Origin of the sequence: Shewanella sp. HL-SH8 (assembly GCF_051165765.1) — a bacterium.
In the GTDB taxonomy this organism is placed as follows: domain Bacteria; phylum Pseudomonadota; class Gammaproteobacteria; order Enterobacterales; family Shewanellaceae; genus Shewanella; species Shewanella glacialimarina.
Window position 1 is genome coordinate 3,595,470 of sequence record NZ_CP195039.1, and the last position, 19,257, is coordinate 3,614,726.

The 19,257-nt window shown below is 39.9% G+C and carries 20 protein-coding genes; 5 read left to right on the forward strand and 15 right to left on the reverse strand.

Annotated features, from left to right (window positions below):
* Positions 1–19: 19 nt before the first annotated feature.
* Positions 20–649 carry a 23S rRNA (uridine(2552)-2'-O)-methyltransferase RlmE gene (gene rlmE / locus ACRWQN_RS15795; RefSeq protein WP_226413902.1) on the reverse strand — a complete coding sequence of 210 codons (630 nt, stop codon included), beginning with the start codon at positions 647–649 and terminating at the stop codon, positions 20–22.
* 90 nt (positions 650–739) lie between these two features.
* Here rlmE and yhbY point away from each other — a divergent pair, with 90 nt between their 5' ends.
* A complete protein-coding gene (gene yhbY / locus ACRWQN_RS15800; RefSeq protein WP_434926897.1) occupies positions 740–1,039 on the forward strand; it encodes a ribosome assembly RNA-binding protein YhbY in 300 nt (99 codons plus the stop codon).
* Between the two features lie 99 nt (positions 1,040–1,138).
* Here the strand turns inward: yhbY and greA are convergent, their stop codons facing one another.
* The 13 genes from greA to ACRWQN_RS15865 form a co-directional block, all read right to left on the reverse strand.
* A complete protein-coding gene (gene greA / locus ACRWQN_RS15805; protein WP_434926898.1) occupies positions 1,139–1,615 on the reverse strand; it encodes a transcription elongation factor GreA in 477 nt (158 codons plus the stop codon).
* A 275-nt stretch (positions 1,616–1,890) separates the two neighbouring features.
* Positions 1,891–2,112: a (Na+)-NQR maturation NqrM gene (gene nqrM / locus ACRWQN_RS15810; protein ID WP_226413896.1), complete on the reverse strand. Its 222-nt coding sequence runs from the start codon at positions 2,110–2,112 to the stop codon at positions 1,891–1,893.
* Between the two features lie 25 nt (positions 2,113–2,137).
* Positions 2,138–3,151 (reverse strand): FAD:protein FMN transferase, encoded by a 1,014-nt coding sequence (locus ACRWQN_RS15815; protein ID WP_434940676.1) that lies wholly within the window; start codon positions 3,149–3,151, stop codon positions 2,138–2,140.
* A 96-nt stretch (positions 3,152–3,247) separates the two neighbouring features.
* The gene (gene nqrF / locus ACRWQN_RS15820; protein WP_235088546.1) at positions 3,248–4,495 is read right to left on the reverse strand and encodes an NADH:ubiquinone reductase (Na(+)-transporting) subunit F; all 1,248 of its coding nucleotides are present in this window, start codon (positions 4,493–4,495) and stop codon (positions 3,248–3,250) included.
* Positions 4,496–4,542: 47 nt separating this feature from the next.
* Positions 4,543–5,151, reverse strand: coding sequence for an NADH:ubiquinone reductase (Na(+)-transporting) subunit E (gene nqrE / locus ACRWQN_RS15825; RefSeq protein ID WP_226413892.1), 609 nt, complete (start codon positions 5,149–5,151; stop codon positions 4,543–4,545).
* 5 nt (positions 5,152–5,156) lie between these two features.
* Positions 5,157–5,789: an NADH:ubiquinone reductase (Na(+)-transporting) subunit D gene (locus ACRWQN_RS15830; RefSeq protein WP_226413890.1), complete on the reverse strand. Its 633-nt coding sequence runs from the start codon at positions 5,787–5,789 to the stop codon at positions 5,157–5,159.
* Positions 5,789–6,574, reverse strand: a complete 786-nt coding sequence (locus tag ACRWQN_RS15835; protein WP_434926899.1) for a Na(+)-translocating NADH-quinone reductase subunit C — start codon at positions 6,572–6,574, stop codon at positions 5,789–5,791. Before ACRWQN_RS15835 ends, ACRWQN_RS15830 begins: the two co-directional genes overlap by 1 nt.
* Positions 6,567–7,766 (reverse strand): NADH:ubiquinone reductase (Na(+)-transporting) subunit B, encoded by a 1,200-nt coding sequence (locus ACRWQN_RS15840; protein WP_434926900.1) that lies wholly within the window; start codon positions 7,764–7,766, stop codon positions 6,567–6,569. Before ACRWQN_RS15840 ends, ACRWQN_RS15835 begins: the two co-directional genes overlap by 8 nt.
* The gene (locus tag ACRWQN_RS15845) at positions 7,766–9,100 is read right to left on the reverse strand and encodes a Na(+)-translocating NADH-quinone reductase subunit A (RefSeq protein WP_434940677.1); all 1,335 of its coding nucleotides are present in this window, start codon (positions 9,098–9,100) and stop codon (positions 7,766–7,768) included. Before ACRWQN_RS15845 ends, ACRWQN_RS15840 begins: the two co-directional genes overlap by 1 nt.
* 492 nt (positions 9,101–9,592) lie before the next feature.
* Positions 9,593–11,665, reverse strand: a complete 2,073-nt coding sequence (locus tag ACRWQN_RS15850) for a hypothetical protein (protein ID WP_434938798.1) — start codon at positions 11,663–11,665, stop codon at positions 9,593–9,595.
* A gap of 164 nt (positions 11,666–11,829) precedes the next feature.
* Positions 11,830–12,339: an S-ribosylhomocysteine lyase gene (luxS, locus tag ACRWQN_RS15855; RefSeq protein WP_226413880.1), complete on the reverse strand. Its 510-nt coding sequence runs from the start codon at positions 12,337–12,339 to the stop codon at positions 11,830–11,832.
* Between the two features lie 407 nt (positions 12,340–12,746).
* Complete coding sequence (locus ACRWQN_RS15860; RefSeq protein WP_226413878.1) at positions 12,747–13,046, reverse strand: BolA family protein; 300 nt, start codon at positions 13,044–13,046, stop codon at positions 12,747–12,749.
* 213 nt (positions 13,047–13,259) lie between these two features.
* Positions 13,260–13,871, reverse strand: a complete 612-nt coding sequence (locus tag ACRWQN_RS15865) for an alpha-ketoglutarate-dependent dioxygenase AlkB family protein (RefSeq protein ID WP_434926904.1) — start codon at positions 13,869–13,871, stop codon at positions 13,260–13,262.
* Positions 13,872–14,064: 193 nt separating this feature from the next.
* Here ACRWQN_RS15865 and ACRWQN_RS15870 point away from each other — a divergent pair, with 193 nt between their 5' ends.
* Entirely contained in the window at positions 14,065–14,673 is a 609-nt protein-coding gene (locus ACRWQN_RS15870; protein ID WP_434938800.1) for a PH domain-containing protein, read from the forward strand.
* Positions 14,666–16,243, forward strand: coding sequence for a PH domain-containing protein (locus ACRWQN_RS15875; RefSeq protein ID WP_434938802.1), 1,578 nt, complete (start codon positions 14,666–14,668; stop codon positions 16,241–16,243). Before ACRWQN_RS15870 ends, ACRWQN_RS15875 begins: the two co-directional genes overlap by 8 nt.
* Positions 16,244–16,476: 233 nt before the next feature.
* Here the strand turns inward: ACRWQN_RS15875 and ACRWQN_RS15880 are convergent, their stop codons facing one another.
* Positions 16,477–16,908, reverse strand: coding sequence for a universal stress protein (locus tag ACRWQN_RS15880; protein ID WP_434931356.1), 432 nt, complete (start codon positions 16,906–16,908; stop codon positions 16,477–16,479).
* Positions 16,909–17,090: 182 nt separating this feature from the next.
* On the opposite strand from ACRWQN_RS15880, the gene ACRWQN_RS15885 reads away from it, so the two are divergent.
* Together ACRWQN_RS15885 and ACRWQN_RS15890 are read left to right on the forward strand one after the other, a co-directional pair.
* Entirely contained in the window at positions 17,091–18,515 is a 1,425-nt protein-coding gene (locus ACRWQN_RS15885) for a coniferyl aldehyde dehydrogenase (RefSeq protein ID WP_434938804.1), read from the forward strand.
* A 14-nt stretch (positions 18,516–18,529) separates the two neighbouring features.
* Positions 18,530–19,120 (forward strand): TetR/AcrR family transcriptional regulator, encoded by a 591-nt coding sequence (locus ACRWQN_RS15890; RefSeq protein ID WP_226415853.1) that lies wholly within the window; start codon positions 18,530–18,532, stop codon positions 19,118–19,120.
* Positions 19,121–19,257 lie beyond the last annotated feature (137 nt).

Consider the following 19,257-nt stretch of genomic DNA (forward strand, 5'->3'; position numbering starts at 1 on the left):
GATAATGGATATTAGACTACTACAACTTGTAACCAGTCGCCACTAAATAGACTTCTCTAGAGCGGGCCCTAGATGAGTCTGGTTTACGGGTTTTTACTACTTTGAAAACTTGTTTAACCGACTTCATATAATCGTCAAAACCCTCCCCCTGAAAGACTTTGACGGCAAAGCAGCCGTTTGGAGCCAATACTTGCCTACACATGTCTAATGCTAATTCAACTAAATACATTGCTCTAGGTTGATCAACAACATCTGCACCGCTCATATTTGGTGCCATATCTGATAATACCACATCCACTTTAGCTTCACCTACACGGTCAAGCAAAGCTTCGAGTACTTTTTCTTCTCTAAAATCCCCTTGTAAGAAATCGACTCCGACAATGGGATCCATAGGTAAAATATCACAGGCGATGACTTTACCCCTTTCTCCAGCTAACTTAACCGCAACTTGAGACCAACCTCCAGGAGCTGCACCTAAGTCTACTACAGTCATACCTGACTTAATCAAGTGATCTTTTTGCTGAATTTCTTCTAGTTTAAAAGCTGCGCGCGAGCGCATTCCACGTTTTTGAGCCAATTTAACATAATGATCATCAAAGTGTTCTAGCATCCAGCGATTAGAGCTGGCTGTACGTTTTTTAGCTGACATTGAAATTCCGCAACGATTGAGAGTTACATAGAGACTATATAAGGGTAGAATAGCCGCTTTTCAACAGTAACTCAGTAAAAGTTGGTATAAATGAATTTAACAACCAAACAAAAGCAGCATCTAAAAGGCTTGGCGCACAATTTAAAGCCCGTTGTGATGCTTGGTGCCAATGGTTTGACTGAAGGTGTTCTGGCTGAAATTGATAGCGCACTTAGTTATCATGAATTGATCAAAGTAAAAGTTGCCTCTTCTGATAGAGAACTTAAAAATGCCATCGTTGACGCCATTGTTCGTGAAACACAGTCTACGAAAGTGCAAACTATCGGTCATATTTTAGTTATCTTCCGTCAATCTGCAGAAATGAAAATTGCCATTCCGAAAGTAAAATAATTACTGTCAATGAATCAACGAGATCATTAACTTAAGTTATAACAATTTGACATAAAAAAACCACTGCCTTGGCAGTGGTTTTTTTATTATCTGTAAAAATTAGATATATTTAACTGATAAAATTTCGTAATCAGTTATTCCACCAGGAGTGGCAATACCGACTTCATCACCTTCGTTTTTACCAATAAGTCCACGAGCAATTGGGGAGTTAACAGATATCAAATTCAATTTGATATCTGCTTCATCATCACCAACTATTCGATAAGTCATTTCAGCATCGGTATTGATATTGAGAATGCTGACAGTAGTACCAAAGATAACTCTGCCAGTATTCTCTATTTTAGTGACATCAATAATCTGTACATTAGACAGTTTGCCTTCAATATCACGAATACGGGCTTCACATATACCCTGATCTTCACGTGCTGCATGATATTCTGCATTTTCTTTTAAATCACCAAGCTCACGCGCCGAAGCAATTGCTTCTGTAATTTTAGGGCGTCGATCAAACTTTAAGATGTCTAATTCTTTGCGTAATTGATCAGCACCAACAACGGTCATTGGAACTTTATTCATGTTAAGTGATCTCCATAAAACAAAAGCATCCCGTGCCGATAAAATATCGACACAATAATAATCGTTTGGAATGACTTACTTTAAAACCTACAAGTAATACGACAGGGATGTTACATAGATAATGGGCAACAGCTTACCTAAGCTTTTACTGACTTGCTAGTCAGATAGCTAAAAATGCTGCTAAAGACGATAAATTTCAGCGTCATCATATAAAAACAGCCCACTTTTTTTGTGCGCTGTTATATGTACAACTTTATTAACTCTAATCAAATAAGTTAGATGATTCTGTTTTGCGCTAACTTCTCGAGGCGTTCTTCTTCTGCCATTCGACGTTTACGTTTGTCACAGGGGTCATCGCAGTCACAGGCTTTTTCGATGCCTAACACTCCTAAGCCACCACAACTTCCTTCCACTGCTTTTTTCTTAATGATATAGCCAATAGACATCAATAAGAAAAAAACTAATAACACCACAAACGCAGCAATAAATGTGCTCATTTCGGACTCCAGTTTAATGGATGGATCAATCAAGATAAGGCTTAAAGGCCTCACTATAAAAGACCTGATAACCTTGTTCCTGCTTTTCAATCAGCATTATTGCTAAATTTTGCTCTTTGGCAAGTGCTAATGATGCCTCTGTGCCTAATACCATCATTGCTGTAGCATAACCATCTGCTGTCATTGAACTTTTGTGCAGCACAGTGGCTGAGGCTAATTTATGCTTAATTGGATAACCAGTACGGGGATCGATTAAATGCGTAAAACGTTCACCATTTTCTTCATAATAAATACGATAGTCACCTGATGTTGCTAGGGCCATTGTATCAAGTTCTATCACTTGCTGCACTTCTTGCCCGTCTTCTGCAGGCTTTTCAATTGCGACACGCCAAGGCGTTCCGTCAAATTTAGTCCCTTTGGTACTAATTTCGCCACCAATTTCAACTAAATAACCTTCTATTTGATACTTGTCTAATAAAGATGCCACTTTATCAACACCAAAGCCTTTAGCTATTGAGGATAGATCAACATATAAATCGGCATTATGTTTAACTAGCTTGGAGCCTTCAATAGTTAACTCATTGATCCCTGTCTTTGCTTTAGCATCGCTTATGGCTTGAGCAGTTGGAATAGATGTAGGACGTTTGTCTGGACCAAATCCCCATAAGTTAACCAGCGGCCCAAGTGTAATATCTAAAGCACCGTCGGTTATCTCGTTCAAACGGATCCCCTCTTTTACAACCAAAAGAGTATCGGGTGAGACATCGACACCTTGTCTAATTTGTAACTGATTAAAACGAGATAACTCTGAGTTCGGACGATAGGTAGACATTTGATTATTAACGGTCTCAAGGGCCATATCTATTTCTGTTTGTAACAATTGTGCTTGCGGCAAATGCTCGTTAGTGACCAAAGTAATATGATATGTGGTGCCCATTGTTCGCCCTTCCAACTTAATGGTGGTCTCAGACTGTGTACAGGCTGTAATTGTGCAAGCAATCAGGATGAGCAGGAATGATTTAATTGATGTCGCCATAATGAACTATCCCATAAAACAAAAAATTGCAGTAGCTAATGCATACTGCAATCTATAAAAAATTAAGGTGCTAAATTTAGCACCTTAACTTAATTGATATTAACCGCCGAAGTCATCTAATAAGATGTTTTCATCTTCGACACCTAAATCTTTTAACATGCCTATAACTGCTGCGTTCATCATTGGAGGTCCACACATGTAGAACTCACAATCTTCTGGCGCATCATGATCACGCAGATAGTTTTCATACAATACGTTATGAATAAAACCTGTGTAACCAGTCCAGTTATCTTCTGCCTGAGGATCAGACAAAGCAACATGCCATTTGAAGTTATCATTTTCAGCTGCAAGGCCGTCAAAATCTTCTACATAGAACATTTCACGTTTTGACCGCGCACCGTACCAAAAACTGATCTTACGTTTCGAGTTTAAGCGTTTAAGCTGGTCGAAGATATGAGAACGCATTGGCGCCATACCTGCTCCACCACCAATAAAGACCATTTCAGCATCCGTATCTTTAGCGAAAAACTCACCAAAAGGACCAGAAATAGTGACTTTATCACCCGCTTTCAAGCTCCAAATGTAAGAAGACATTTTGCCACAAGGTAAGGTCAGATTACGTGGCGGTGGCGTAGCAATACGCACGTTCAACATAATAATACCAAACTCTTCTGGATAGTTAGCCATTGAGTATGCACGAATTGTTTCTTCGTCTACTTTTGACTCTAACTTGAAGAAGCCAAAATGCTCCCAGTCGCCACGATATTGTTCAGGCACTTCAAACTCAGCATATTTAACATGATGAGCAGGTGCTTCAATTTGAATATAACCGCCGGCACGGAATGGAACTGTTTCACCATCAGGAATTTGAAGCTTCAGTTCTTTAATGAAAGTGGCTTTATTATCGTTAGAGATAACTGCACATTCCCATTTTTTAATACCAAAGATTTCTTCGTCTAATTCAATGTCCATGTCACTTTTTACGTTGACCTGACATGACAAACGACAACCTTGGCGAGCTTCGCCTTTACTGATGTGATCAAGTTCTGTTGGCAAAATATCACCGCCACCAGATTTGATCATCACGCGACATTGACCACATGAGCCACCGCCACCACATGCACTTGATACGAAAATACCATTATTGGCTAAGGCACCCAGTAGCTTACCACCGGCACCTGTTTTAATTGCCTTGTCTGCATCACCATTGATACTAATGGTGATATCACCGCTAGCAACCAGCTTCGACTTAGCGAATAAAATCACTAATACCAAAACTAGTACGATAACAGTAAACATACTCACACCTAGATAAACATCTATTGGAGTAGATTCAAGAATACCCATTCACTTATTCCTTAAAGGTTCAAATTAATACTTCGTCTCAGTATTTCTTACAAAGAAACACCAGAGAACGACATGAAACCCAAAGCCATAAGACCTGCGGTAACAAAGGTAATACCTAAGCCACGTAAGCCATTTGGCACATCAGAATACTTCATTTTCTCACGGATACCCGCTAACAATACAATTGCTAACGCCCAACCGATACCAGAGCCGATACCAAACACTACGCTTTCGCCTAGGTTATAATCACGCTCTACCATAAATGATACTGCACCGAAAATTGCACAGTTAACAGTAATCAATGGTAAGAAAATACCCAATGCATTGTATAAAGGTGGAAAGTATTTATCTAATGCCATTTCCAAAATTTGTACAAGCGCTGCAATCACACCGATGAAGGTAATGAACTTCAAGAAGCTTAAATCAGCTTCCGGTATACCAGCCCAAGCTAAAGCACCAGGAGCAAGTAAACCTTGATAAATAATTTGGTTAGCAGGTACAGAAATAGCCAGTACCACGATAACTGCAACACCTAGGCCCATCGCAGTAGTCACTTTCTTAGACACAGCTAAAAAAGTACACATACCTAAAAAGAACGCCAGCGCCATATTTTCAATGAAAACGGAGCGAATTAATAAACTAATATAATGTTCCATTGCGTTTACCCTTTTGCTTCTACTTGCTCTGGCTTATAAGTACGGATCAACCAGATAAAACCGCCGATCAAGAAGAACGCACTTGGTGGAAGCAGTAATAAACCGTTAGGTTGATACCAACCACCGTCAGAGATTTTACTGAGGATTTCTACGCCGAATAATGAACCATTACCAAATAATTCACGGAAAAAACCAACAGACAATAAAATAACACCGTAGCCTAATCCGTTACCGATACCATCCATAAAACTCATCATCGGAGGCGTTTTCATTGCATAAGCTTCAGCACGACCCATTACAATACAGTTAGTAATAATCAAACCTACGAATACTGATAACTGTTTAGAAATAGCATAAGCATAAGCTTGTAGTACCTGGTCAACCACAATTACCAATGAGGCAATAATGGTCATCTGTACAATAATACGCACACTGCTTGGAATGTGATTACGAATAAGCGAAATAAACAGGTTAGAAAACGCTGTTACCGCTGTTAATGCAATCGTCATTACCAGTGCAGTTTCAAGCTTTGTGGTAACAGCAAGGGCACTACATACACCCAATATTTGCAAGGCAATTGGGTTATTATTGATAATCGGTCCAGTCAGAACCTGTTTAAGTTCTTTAACGTCAGCCATTAGCTTAACCCTCCGTTGCGTGCTTTAGCGATAAAGCTTGCAAAGCCTTCTTTACCTAACCAAAACTGCAATGAATGTTGTACACCGTTACTGGTTAATGTTGCACCAGAAAGTGCATCAACACCGTAAACAGTGCTCGCCACTGCAGGGTTTTTAGTTACACTGATAGCAAAGTTACCTTGCTCATCAAATAACTGTTTGCCGTTCCACAAGGCTTTCCATTTTGGATTTTCAACTTCACCGCCTAAACCCGGAGTTTCAGCTTGGTCGTAATAAACTAAGCCTTGAATCGTGTTTAAGTCAGCTTCTAATGCTAAGAACGCATACATGGTTGACCATAAGCCGTAACCGTGAACAGGTAAAATAACACTGGTTAATTTACCATCATCATCACGAACCAAATACACTACCGCTTTATCGGCAACGCGCTTGATCGAGGCAATGTCATTTTCAGGAATTGATGAAGTACTTAGATCACGTGATGCTTTACGTTGATCATAAGCATTAGCGTCACCTTCGACAAACTCACCGGTTTTCAGGTCGACTAAACGCGCTTCAACATATTGATTATATTTGCTAAGAATATCTGCTTTAGTGACCTTACCTTCTTTAGTATTAATAAGGCTTGCCGCTTCAAGTATATACTTTTGCTTATCAAGTAACTTGTTCTCTTGCTGAATAGGTTTTAATACCACAGCAGCGGTAGAAACAAGCACTGAGCAGATAAGACATAAGCCGACAACAACAAATAGCGTTCTACCGAACGAATCTTTATTACTAGCCACGTGCGATCCTCCGTTTGATATTTGCTTGCACGACGAAGTGGTCAAATAATGGGGCAAATAAGTTGGCAAACAAAATAGCCAACATCATACCTTCAGGGAATGCAGGGTTAATCACACGGATAAACACTACCATCGCACCGATTAACAGACCGTAGGCCCACTTTGCAGAATTGGTAAATGAAGCTGATACAGGATCAGTCGCCATAAACATCATACCGAAAGCAAATCCACCTAACACTAAGTGCCAATACCAAGGCATTGCGAACATAGGGTTAGTATCGCTACCAATTACGTTTAATAATGTTGCAATAGCAGCCATACCTATGAAAACACCACCAACGATTCTCCATGAAGCGATGCGAGCATAAATAATGACTAAACCACCCAGCAAAATAGCAAAGGTAGAAACTTCACCCATCGAGCCAGGGATGAAACCCATAAAGGAATCAATCCATTTTGCATTGTTAGCATAATCAAATGTGCCTTGTGCAGCCAAGCTTAGTGATGTTGCGCCAGAATAACCATCGGCAACAACCCAAGTCGTGTCACCAGACATACTTAAGGGGTAAGCAAAGAACAAGAATGCACGACCCGCTAACGCAGGGTTAAGGAAGTTACGGCCTGTACCGCCAAAGATTTCTTTAGCAACCACAACACCGAATGTAATTCCCAACGCCACCATCCATAAAGGAATCGTTGCAGGTAAAGTTAGTGCGAATAGCACTGAAGTCACGAAGAAACCTTCGTTTACTTCATGGCCACGGACTGAAGCGAATAATACTTCCCAGAAACCACCGACAGCGAAAGTCACCGCGTAGATGGGTAAGAAGAAGCACGCGCCATACCACATCAATGATGTGATACCAGAGTCAGCGGTCAACTGAGCACCAAATAACTCAAACAAGCCAACTTGCCAAACATCTGGAGTACCAAAGCCAGCAACTAATGCCACTTGCGCTTGAAGACCCACGTTGTACATACCAAAAAACATAGCTGGAAATGTACACGCCCAAACCGTAATCATAATACGCTTTAGATCGATGTTATCACGAACATGGGTTCTACCCTTGTTCACTTTACCTGGAGTATAAAATACCGTGGCAGCCGCTTCATAAAGCGCATACCACTTCTCGTATTTGCCGCCCTTTTCAAATTGCGGTTCAATACGTTCGATAAAATCTTTCAAGCCCATTAGCCTTCCCTCTCGATCGTATCTAAGCAGTCACGTAGATATGAAGCATAGTCATATTTACCTGGACATACGAAAGTACATAACGCCAAATCTTCTTCATCCAACTCAAGAGCACCCAGTCTCACAGCGCCATCATAATCACCCGACACTAAGTCACGTAATAACATGGTAGGAAGAATATCAAGTGGCATTACCCGCTCATAGTTTCCAATTGGCACCATAGCGCGGTCTGAACCACCAGTGCTAGTTGTCATTGGAAATAAGCGAGAAGGACTTAAGTGACCTAAAAATGCACGAGTGACTGAGAATTTATCCGCCCCAGGCATAGCCCAGCCGAATAACTCTTTCTCGTAACCTTCTTCAAGTAAGCTAACTTGCGTGTGGTAGCGACCTAAGTAAGCATGAGGCCCGATTGCTAAGCGGCCGTTTAATACTGAGCCAGAAACGACGCGAACTTTGCCTTCATCAACTTCATTTGTCGTTAACTCAGTAATGCTTGCGCCTACTTGAGTACGAACTAAACGAGGCTGTTTTGCTTTAGGACCGGCAATGGCAATAACACGCTCAGTATTTAAAGTGCCCTGAGTGAATAATTGGCCAATAGCAATAACATCTTGATAGCCCACATGCCAAACACTTCGCGTAGCTGAAGCTGGAAGAATGTTATGTATGTGTGTACCAACAAGCCCCGCAGGGTGCTTCCCGCCAAACTCAGCCACTTGGGCATTTGCTGAAGGAATATCCGCACCAGGTGCTTTACATAAATACACTTTACCTTCAGTTAAACGTGCAAGCACCTTTAAACCATAGGCAAAATCATCTTTATATTCGGCAATGACTACCACAGGATCTGCAGCAAGAGGTTGTGTATCGATAGCAGTGACAAAAATGCCTTGTGTAGCAGCATCAACTGCAGGCACTTTGCTAAATGGGCGCACACGCAATGCCGTCCACAAACCTGATTCAATCAGATTATCACGAACAACTTGCGAGTCTAACGAGTCTAATGAGCCAGCATCATATTTATTGAACGCAACACAATCGTTACCTTCAACTTCAATGACAACAGACTGAAGTACACGTTTAGCACCTCGGTTAATTTCGGAAATAGTACCACTGGCTAAAGCCGTATATTTAACGCCTAAATTCTTCTTATCTTCAAAAAGAACCTGGCCTTTTTGTACTTTATCGCCCACTTTAATCTTCATCGTTGGACGTAAGCCAATATACTCTTCACCCAAAGTAGCTACGTATCTAATGGCTGGGCCATTATGGATAACTTGCTCTGGTCTACCTGTTATAGGTAGTTCCAATCCTTTCTTAATTGTAATCATATCCACAAGCACTACGTTTGAAGGAAAGACAATGCGCCACGTTCCGCTACAAAAACAATGTGTTAAAAAACACCTCATTCTGGAGCTAGCGCAGGTTTAACACGGAAATGCGATCATAATCACGCTGGTCGCGCGCATTTTACCCCATATATAAGACTATCGCCACGAAAATAATAGGTGTTTTCAAACCAATGCACCAATTTAGTCTTCTAATATAGTACAAAGCGACTGGCGATTATTTATTAGGTCTAAAGCGCATATTTTGTTCCATGCAAACTAAAATATAGCATTAATTTTAAAAGTAATATTTTTGATTAATATTTTTAAAACAGGAAGGATTAGAAATAAAGCCCATGCTATTTCAGCATGAGCTTTACACTATCTTTAAAGATGAAATGATTATTTATCAACCAGAACACTGCCCAGCGGATAATTAGCCAACTAACCTATAATAAGCAGGCTAGTTGACAGGTGTAAAATTTACAATCTGAATTAGAATTTACCTTGATAACCAATGTAGGTTGTCATTTCACTTTGAGATAACATTCCCATCTGATAATTTTTAGCGATTAACTCTTCATCTAACACATTCTCTATGCGGACATAGACATTGTGCGCTTGAGTCATTTGATAATGCGCTGCTAAATCAATTTTAAGTTGCGAGTCAATACCATAATTCCCTAAGGTAAACACGCTGCCAGTTTCTGATTGATACAAGCCATTAGCAAAAATACTAAACTTGCCCATAACCAGACCAATACTGGCGCTAACTTGTTGCTCTGGCACCCAAGGCAATTGTTGGCCATCAGCATAACAACCAACAACGGCATCACAGCTAGACTGACCAAATTCAGCTTGGGTATAGCTATAATCTAACGCCATTGGAATGGAGAAACTATTAAAGTCCATTTTGTAGTCAATCGTTAAATCTACACCTGCAACAGAGACATCTTGTAAATTAACCTGTAATGCCTCCTGCAAAGGAACACAATTAACACCCAATTTACAGGTCATATGCTGATTGTCAAAGTCATGCATATAAGTCGATAAACCGACATTGAAATTTTCTTGTTGATAATTTAATGCCAGTTGATATTGTAATGCCTCTTGTGCTAATTGCTCGGCATTACCGGCACCAGCAGCGGTCCAGGCTTGTTTAGCACTTAATGCTAATAGCCAGGCATCCTTTTTATAAGCAAGTTCAACAGAAGGTAACCAGCCATCATCAGAAAAGTCAGCCGCGGTTAATAAATCTGCATTGTCACCTAACTCACGCGTCACGCTCACACTTTCGTAACCTAAGCCGAAATTTACTGACCAGGCATCATAGTTCAGCTTGGTATTAACCGACGTAGTAAATGCATCTGCATCATCCGTATAATCACCTATACCATATTGCACATCCAGTGCATTGAGGCCTAAATTTTCACTTAATAAGTAATCTATTTTAGCCACTTTCATTTCAGCTTTATCACTATGATAACGCGCTTGATAGGTTACTTCATGAGCGCCATAAAGGCTGACACCTTTTGTCTGCACACCAAAACCATCAAAATCGTTATTGGCAACCACTGCACTTGTGGGTAAGCCTTGGGAAGTAGGATTGGTTTCAAAATCAGATAATACCTGTAACAACTGACGGTTAATTATTTCGTCATTGATTGTTAACGTGTTATGGCCACGTTGAGCAAAGCTTTGATAATAAAAGTCTGTCGACATAATCGACTGGCCTGATAAATTAACTTGATGCGCTAGAGCATATCGTTGACGCTTACCTTGATCAAAATCCAACGTTGTCGCTGCATAGCGATTATTAGCCGATGTGGTAAAATCTGAGAGGGTTAATCCAATATCACTATTATCAAGTGTCGTATCAGTAAAATGATAACTGAACTCTGTTTTTTGTGGATTTCTAGCACCGACTAAACTGTCAGCGTTGATTTTAAACAGGATATCTGTGGCTTGATGTTTATTATCAATACTAGTATTGAGCCCTGCATCTGTATCATCTTTTTGGTAATCAACGCCCAATAACATGCCATATTGCTTGGTTTTGCCACTGACAATTAAGCCCCCAGCAGGCGATCCATCTTGATCTGCTTCAATATTAATAATCGCATCAGTTTCACGCTCACTGATTTTCGCCGTCAGATAATTAAGTTGCCCAAAAGCGCCCTGTCCACCTGAGTTTACATTGGTGTGCTTGTTGGTTGAGATTGCAGACTGGAAAAATAAGTTCGGTTGAGAAATAAGGTTTTGACCAGAATAAGGCGCCGCAGAATAAAAAATATTATCTTGTAATATTGCAACGCCATTGGTTGCACCACGAATTGAAATCGCATTCTGCGCATGTTCAACATTGGGAAGGACTGTCACACCAGCTTTGGCCAATACATTGGCAGATTGGCGATAATGAAATATTGACACTCCATCTTGCTGTAAATCAATACGGGAGTTTTTATCTTCAATAGACTCCGTTACTGTGCTTGCTACACTTGGAAAACTGCCAAGCATTAATAATACTGCTGAGGCCACCATTGAAACGCTAAAAGAGCGATCAGACATATCAATCTCCGTATTCTATCTTGTCTTATAAAATGCACTGTTAATGCTATATACAATAACGGTTTAATCCACATAAAAACAGCATCAACCACAAGCTGTTAAAAATTAGTTAATTTTAGACACAAAAAAACGGCCTAAGCCGCTTTTTTGTGTAATTACTGACGTTAAAGCGTGCCTAAAATCTCACCACTTAATGCTAAATCATCATTCTTATTTACGCTAACACCAGCAGCAATAATATTTTTGGCGATATCTTGCGCTTGTTCAAGTGAATGCATCTCATAAGTACCGCACTGATATTCGTTTAATTCTGGAATATCTTTTTGCTCAGTCACTTTTAATACGTCTTCCATTGCGCCTAGCCACGCATCTGCAACTTGTTGCTCGTTTGGCTCGCCAATAAGGCTCATATAAAACCCGGTACGACAACCCATCGGTGAAATATCGATAATTTCAACATTGTCACCATTAAGATGATCACGCATAAATCCTGCAAACAAATGCTCTAAAGTATGAATACCACGTTCGCTTAAAATGTCTTTGTTCGGTGCACAAAAACGTAAATCAAATACGGTGATGGCATCCCCTTTTGGAGTGCTCATATGTTTGGCAACTCGAACAGCGGGAGCATTCATACGAGTGTGATCTACAGTAAAACTATCTAATAACGGCATTGTGTTCTCCAAAGATAAGGGCGCGCTAACTTGAAACAACTCAAAATGGTCAACACGTTTAACGATAACAGAATCATCATACCATCAACAATGCACAACTCTCTACCAGCATGAATTAAACTCAACTAAGACTTATAGTGATTAATTGTGATAGTTTTTCAGCCGTTTGCTGTTTCGGCATCCGATTAAAACAGAACTTCAATGGTTTCTCGATACAGAAATAGGCACTTGATTATCAGAGTCCCTTTTATCTTATTGGCAAATGGCGCAATCAGCTCAAGCAAGTCGTATAAATATAGCGTTAATGTAAAGGTAATCAAGCTTAGATCGCAAAAGAATAGTTATGCTAACTTGAAGTTTAATTCAATAAAAAACCCCACTAATCAGTGAGGTTTTAAATGGCTCTATTACCCTTTGCAGTTTGGGGTTCGAGGAACTTCAGCAAGATTTTGCCAGTCTGCTTCAGTATAGGTATTAATTGATAATGCATGTACGCCATTGGCTAATTCATCAGCTAGAATCGCATTCACGCTGCGATGCCGCGCTAATGGACGCTGCCCATCAAATAGATCACTGACGATGACCACTTTAAAATGGGTTTCTGAATTAGGTGGAACATGATGGCGATTACTTTCATTAATCACTTCAAGATGTGATGGTGTAAACGACTGATTCAGTTTATCAGTAATAGTCTGTGCAACTGACATAGCGACCTACTCTTGGGCTCTTAAAAATCGAAGAGTACTGGGTTAAAACGTAAACGTCAAACACTGTGGCGATAAAATGTTAACTCAACAAGGAACAAAGATAGAATTATTAATTCGCGAGAATAGCGGCTGATGTTTTTGACACCAAACAGGCCGCGTCTTGATAACCCTTTAAACCTTATGTGCTGTTTTATAAAACACATTGTGGGTAATTCATAGCTGGTAAAAATAAGGTGTTATCTGCCTAAAAGTAAAATTAATACGTGGAGTATTGACCGTTAAACGCTTAGGCAAACAGTGTTGCCAAGTTTGCTGCATCCCAGGTTGCATAATCAATAAATCGCCCGATTGCAAAGCGTATGACATTTTTTGTTGAGATGCCTTATGACGCACAACAAAGTCGCGACATGTTCCAAGTGTAATGGATGCAATAGCACTATTAGCAACAATTTCAGGCTCATCATCACTGTGCCAGCCCATACATTCTGTCCCGTTAGCATACCGATTAACCAACACGGCATTAAAGTCTAAGTGGCACTTTTGTAATAATGTTTGCCGTAATTTTGACAATACTGGTGGCCAAGGTAAGGGATTAATCAAAGTTTTAGAGTATCGACAATCACACCCTTCATCACCAAACCAAACCTGTGTGCGCGGAATAAAGTGCTTCTTTCCATACACCTCAATTTCTATTTTAGTTAAAGGGTAATCGCTCGCTTCTTGTAATAAAAGCCTTTGCTGACGCTCGGACAGAAAATCTGGCTGGTGCACCACTGGAGGTAACTTAATGTTAGGATCGTGATCAGTAAATAAATCTAACGTCATGTGTGCCACTCTGCTCCATCATTTATAAAACCTAATTATCACCTAAAATGGAACATCACTATCATCTAAAAATGCTAACAATCATCGGAAGAAGCTGATTACAAATAAACAAACTACAACCAATCACCCCTCTATCATGTGACATAAAATGTCGATATAGTATCTTTCAAGTTTTAATGACTGATGAGACATAATGACTAATCCATATATACACAGCCAGATGCCACCTGCATTAACAGGCTATAATCATGGTGATTTATTGAATCCCACTCAGCTAACGCCTTTACAGGATTTAGTCCTAAATAAGGTCGACGACAATTATCCTAAGCTGCAACTCTACACCAGTGGTGTATTATTTGGCGCAATAGCCATAGTAACTTGTCTTTTTATAATACTGGCCTCCCCCTTGGATTTGATCAGTAAAATTATTATTTTGTCTATTATTTTAGCCATTGGGGCTTTTGCTACTCGATTGACTTATTTAAAAGCATTAACGGTTTGCTATGGCGTATTTAAAGATGAATTTATTATGCGACAAGGCTTATTTTGGGTATCAACAACCGCACTGCCCTACACACGGTTACAACACGTTAATCTATCTCAGGGGCCACTTGAACGAAAATACCAACTTATTACCCTAAAATGTTTCAGTGCGGGATCAGGTGAAGCCGAAATAAATTTGCCCGGATTGCCGGCGGAAGTAGCTGAACACCTTCGCCAGCATTTATTGCATCAAGCGGCGCAGAACCAACAAATAGAACAACAAGTGTTAAATACTGATTTGGATCCTCAACATGACTGATGATCAACCATCAAGCGCACATGAACAAGCCAACATCAAGCAAACGCCGAGTTTAAATGATTGGAAAGCATTATCACCTTGGTCAATATTAAGCTTTGTGTTCGGTTCGCTGAAAAACATTCTAAGCAACGGTTATGCTTTAATCCCAATTTTTTATGCTGGCTGGAGCAACGATGTATCGATTGTGTGGGTTATTGATGGATTTATAGTCTTACTTATTTTATTGACCTCATTTGCCTTCATTCAATGGCGAAAATTTCGCTACAGAATAAGTACAGAGCAACTCGATGTAAAACGAGGGCTGTTTTTCACTAAAAAAGATGAAATCCCTCTTAATCGAATTCAAAACATTCGTTTTGAACAACCTTTTTATTTCAAGCCACTCAAACTTGCCGTTTTGGTCATAGAAACCGCTGGTTCAAGTAAAGATGAAGCCAAACTCACTGCCCTTGACGCTAAACATGCGCAGATTTTAAAGCAGCACTTATTGCAGCTAAATAAGGTCAGTGAAACAGTAACAAGCAAGGATGATGAAACTAGCAAAATAGCGATGAAAGCGACGACCTCGGACCAACCGATTATAAAACGAAGCTTGAAGGAGCTGATCATATTTGGTTTTTATCAAAATAACTTTATTTGGTTCGCCATTATTGCAGGTCCTGTTGCTGGACAAATTGAGTGGGAGAAAGTCGCTCAATCTCCCTTAATTAAAGCATCAATAGAATGGGTAAACCAAGCCACGCATGATAGTTTCATGCTGCAATTAATCATGATTAGCAGTTTATTTATCATGGGTTACCTACTTTTTTCGGCTATTTCAGTTCTAGCCTCAGTACTCAAATATTATCCATATTCACTCGATAAACATCAACAGACATTGCAACGTAGTGGCGGGGTTATTGCACATCAACAAGATGCATTAGCGATTAAGCGCATTCAGGTTATCCATTTTCAACAACCACTATTAGCGCGCTTTGTTAACCGCTGGACGCTGTTTTTGAAGCAAGTAAAAGGTAATGAAGTGGAGGAAAGAACCAAGCAACATATGCTTATCCCTTCTATTAAAAATACTGAAATAGAATCGATATTCAGTATGTTACCTTCATTAAGCCCTTCAGTTATTACATTACCGACCGACTACACTGGGATAAATATTGCTTGGTTATATAAAAGAATATGGCTGCCATTTATTCCCTTTAGTATTTTACTTGGCCTATTTTTCACCTTGGATATAGACATCAAACTGGTTGAGTTCGCGTTTGTTGCAGCCATATTAGTGAGCCTACTGCTTTATATTCGCTATAAGCGATGGGGATATGTGCTAGAACAAGATGCAGTTTGGCAACACAGCGGGTTACTAGGACGAGACTGGAAACGAATTCCATTTGAAAAAATACAACACGTGAAAGTCACGCAGACAGCAAGACAAAAAACACAGCAACTTGCCTATTTAGAATTAGGTTTAGCAAGTGGTGCTATTATACTGCCTTATATACCTATTGAAGTGGCAAACACATTAATAGCCCGATCACTCAATACCGTTTCAACTCAATATAAGCAGTGGATTTAGCAATTACCAAGCATCACTTAACACTCAACAAAATAACGAGTGCCACTGACTATTGTGGCACAGTTATTTTTTTATCCAGGTCATCTTTTTATCTAAGTCATCTTTTTATAGATGAGTACTAATTTTGCCAATAAATAGTCGGTCTTGGTGCTAATGACGGTTAAGTATTAATAATAGAGGATAGATTTAATGGGGAAGTAACTGAGACCATCTAAATCATTTCTACAATTGCACTATTTGACCACCAGTACCGGACAACTTGCTTGATTGGCGACTGATTCAGCAACATTTTCATGTAAAAAATGTGCAAAACCTGTACGTCCATGACTGGCTATCACAACCATACCTATATCGCCTGAATTAGCTTCAGCGACTATTTCGGTGACAGCATCACCTCTACGAACAATGGTTTCAACTGGAGTAGTAATAGTTAACTTAGCGAGCAAAGAGTGCATTTTTTGTGCCGCAGCCTCCTCCATACTTTTAGCTAACTCTTCTGGAGTTACCGCTAATATCATGTAATTTTCATCACCAAAAGGTTGATCAACCACATGCAAGATTCTTATGCTGACGTTATACAGATTGGCCATTTCAATGGCATATTGCAGTGCATGGGACGCCGTCTCAGAAAAATCTGTCGGCCATAAAATCGTTTTACTTCGCATAATAACCTCCTTAAAAAATGTAGCCTTATTTAAAGTGTAGTCTTTTATCACAACGTCTAAGTGATCTTGGTCAAATACTCAACAGTTATTGCATATCGAGTAAAACCCCCCTAGAATTAGACCGACTAATCAGTCGGTTTATATTTAACCGTATTTTCGATTCTTTTTGCAGGAGTTACCTTATGAATATGGCCGTTGAACACTCACCGTTATCACCACTACAGCAATTGCTTCATTCCCAACGCAGCCAATATTTATCAATGCCTGCTCCAAGCTATGAGTCGCGAGTGGCTAAACTGAAACAACTAAAGCAATCACTATTGCAAAATCAGCAAGAAATAGTCACCGCACTCAATAATGACTATGGCCACCGCTCAGAAAACGATACTGTCATTTCCGATATTATGCCTTGTATTAATAACATTAATTACACCCTAAAAAATCTTAAAGCCTGGATGAAACCTAGTAAGCGCCATGCAGGTTTATTACTTTCGCCTTCTAAAGTCACTGTGCAATATCAACCTTTAGGTGTTGTAGGCATTATTGTGCCGTGGAACTTTCCAGTGATGTTATCAATTGGTCCGCTGATCACCGCTATCGCTGCGGGTAATCGAGCCATGTTAAAAATGTCTGAGTTCACCCCACACATTAATCAAGTATTGCGGGACTTATTAGCACAGGTTTTTGTTCAAAATGAAGTCGCATTAGTGGAAGGTGAAGCTGATGTCGCAGCTCAATTCTCAGCGCTGCCTTTCGACCACATTCTGTTTACTGGCTCAACGGTTGTTGGCCGTCATGTTATGCGAGCTGCAGCAGAAAATCTCACCCCAGTGACATTAGAGCTTGGCGGTAAATCACCGGCTATTATTGCCCCTGACATGCCTATTGAAACCGCTGTAGAGCGATTAATTTTTGGTAAATGCTTAAATGCAGGCCAAATTTGTGTTGCACCTGATTATGTACTTTGCCCTGAAGATAAAATTGCCGAATTTATACAAGCCTACCAAGCAAGATTTAACAAAATGTACCCTGACTTTGATAGCAACCCAGATTACGGCAATATTATTAATGATCGCCAATTTGAACGCTTAACGAAAGTGATTGATGATGCCAAGGCAAAGGGAGCGACTGTCATATCAGCTTCTACTGGCAGAGTCACATCTGGCAAGCGAAAACTAGCAACCCAATTAATGACCAATGTGAATGCCGATATGCTAGTGATGCAAGATGAAATTTTTGGTCCTATTTTACCAATTATTAGCTATCAATCGGTAGATGAAGCGATAGGTTATGTCAATCAACGCGATCGCCCGCTTGCACTGTATATCTTAAGTTTTGACGGTAAGACTCAAAATAATATTTTACATCATACCCACTCAGGTGGCGTTTGCATTAACGATACCGTATTTCATGTGGCTGCTGATGACGCACCCTTTGGTGGCATTGGACCTTCAGGTATGGGCCATTACCACGGTAAAGAGGGCTTCCTTACCTTTAGTCATGCAAAAACAGTATTAAATAGCGGTAAAATTAACTCGGGCATTTTAGTTCACCCGCCTTACGGTACTGTGATTCAAAAGATGTTAATGAAGTTCTTTTTACGTTAGGAATAATCCTTGTGATGACTAAAAGCGCGACTAACAAACAAACTGATAAGAAACAAGCCATCTTAGCGTCTGCGTTAGCGCTTTTCGTCAATCAAGGTTTTCATGCCACCTCAACAGCTTCTATAGCCAAAGCTGCGGGCGTGGCAACCGGCACCTTATTTCATCACTTCCCTTCTAAAAACAGTATTATCAATCAACTCTTTCTAGATATTAAACAAGAGTTTGCTGATGCAATAACCCTTAATACGCTATACATAAATGATGTAGAGCAAGATGCAAATAGTCTGTGGCAAAATGCCATTGATTGGGCGATTACTCACCCCATAAAACAAAAGTTTTTCCTGCAATTTTCACTGTCAGCGGAAATAGATCCCATTACGCGACAACAAGCAATGAATAGCATATTAGGGTTTGTTGTCGAGTTAATTGAACAAGGTCAACAACAAAATCTAATTAGCCACTACCCGCTCCCTTTGCTACTTGAAAACTGTCATGGACAATACTTAGCCGCAATCCGCTTCTTTACTGATCATCCTGAACTAGGGTGTGATGACTTACACAGGCAAGCTAGTTTCCAATTGTTCTGGAAAGCAATCAAAAGCTAAACCCAGCCCTTTTTAAATGCCTCTCACTCGTAACACTTTGTATCAGTCATGGGTTAGTTATTAATGCAATAGAGAGATAGTGATAACATACTGTTTATTACGAGCTTCATATTTAACGACTTAGTTTCAATAACGTT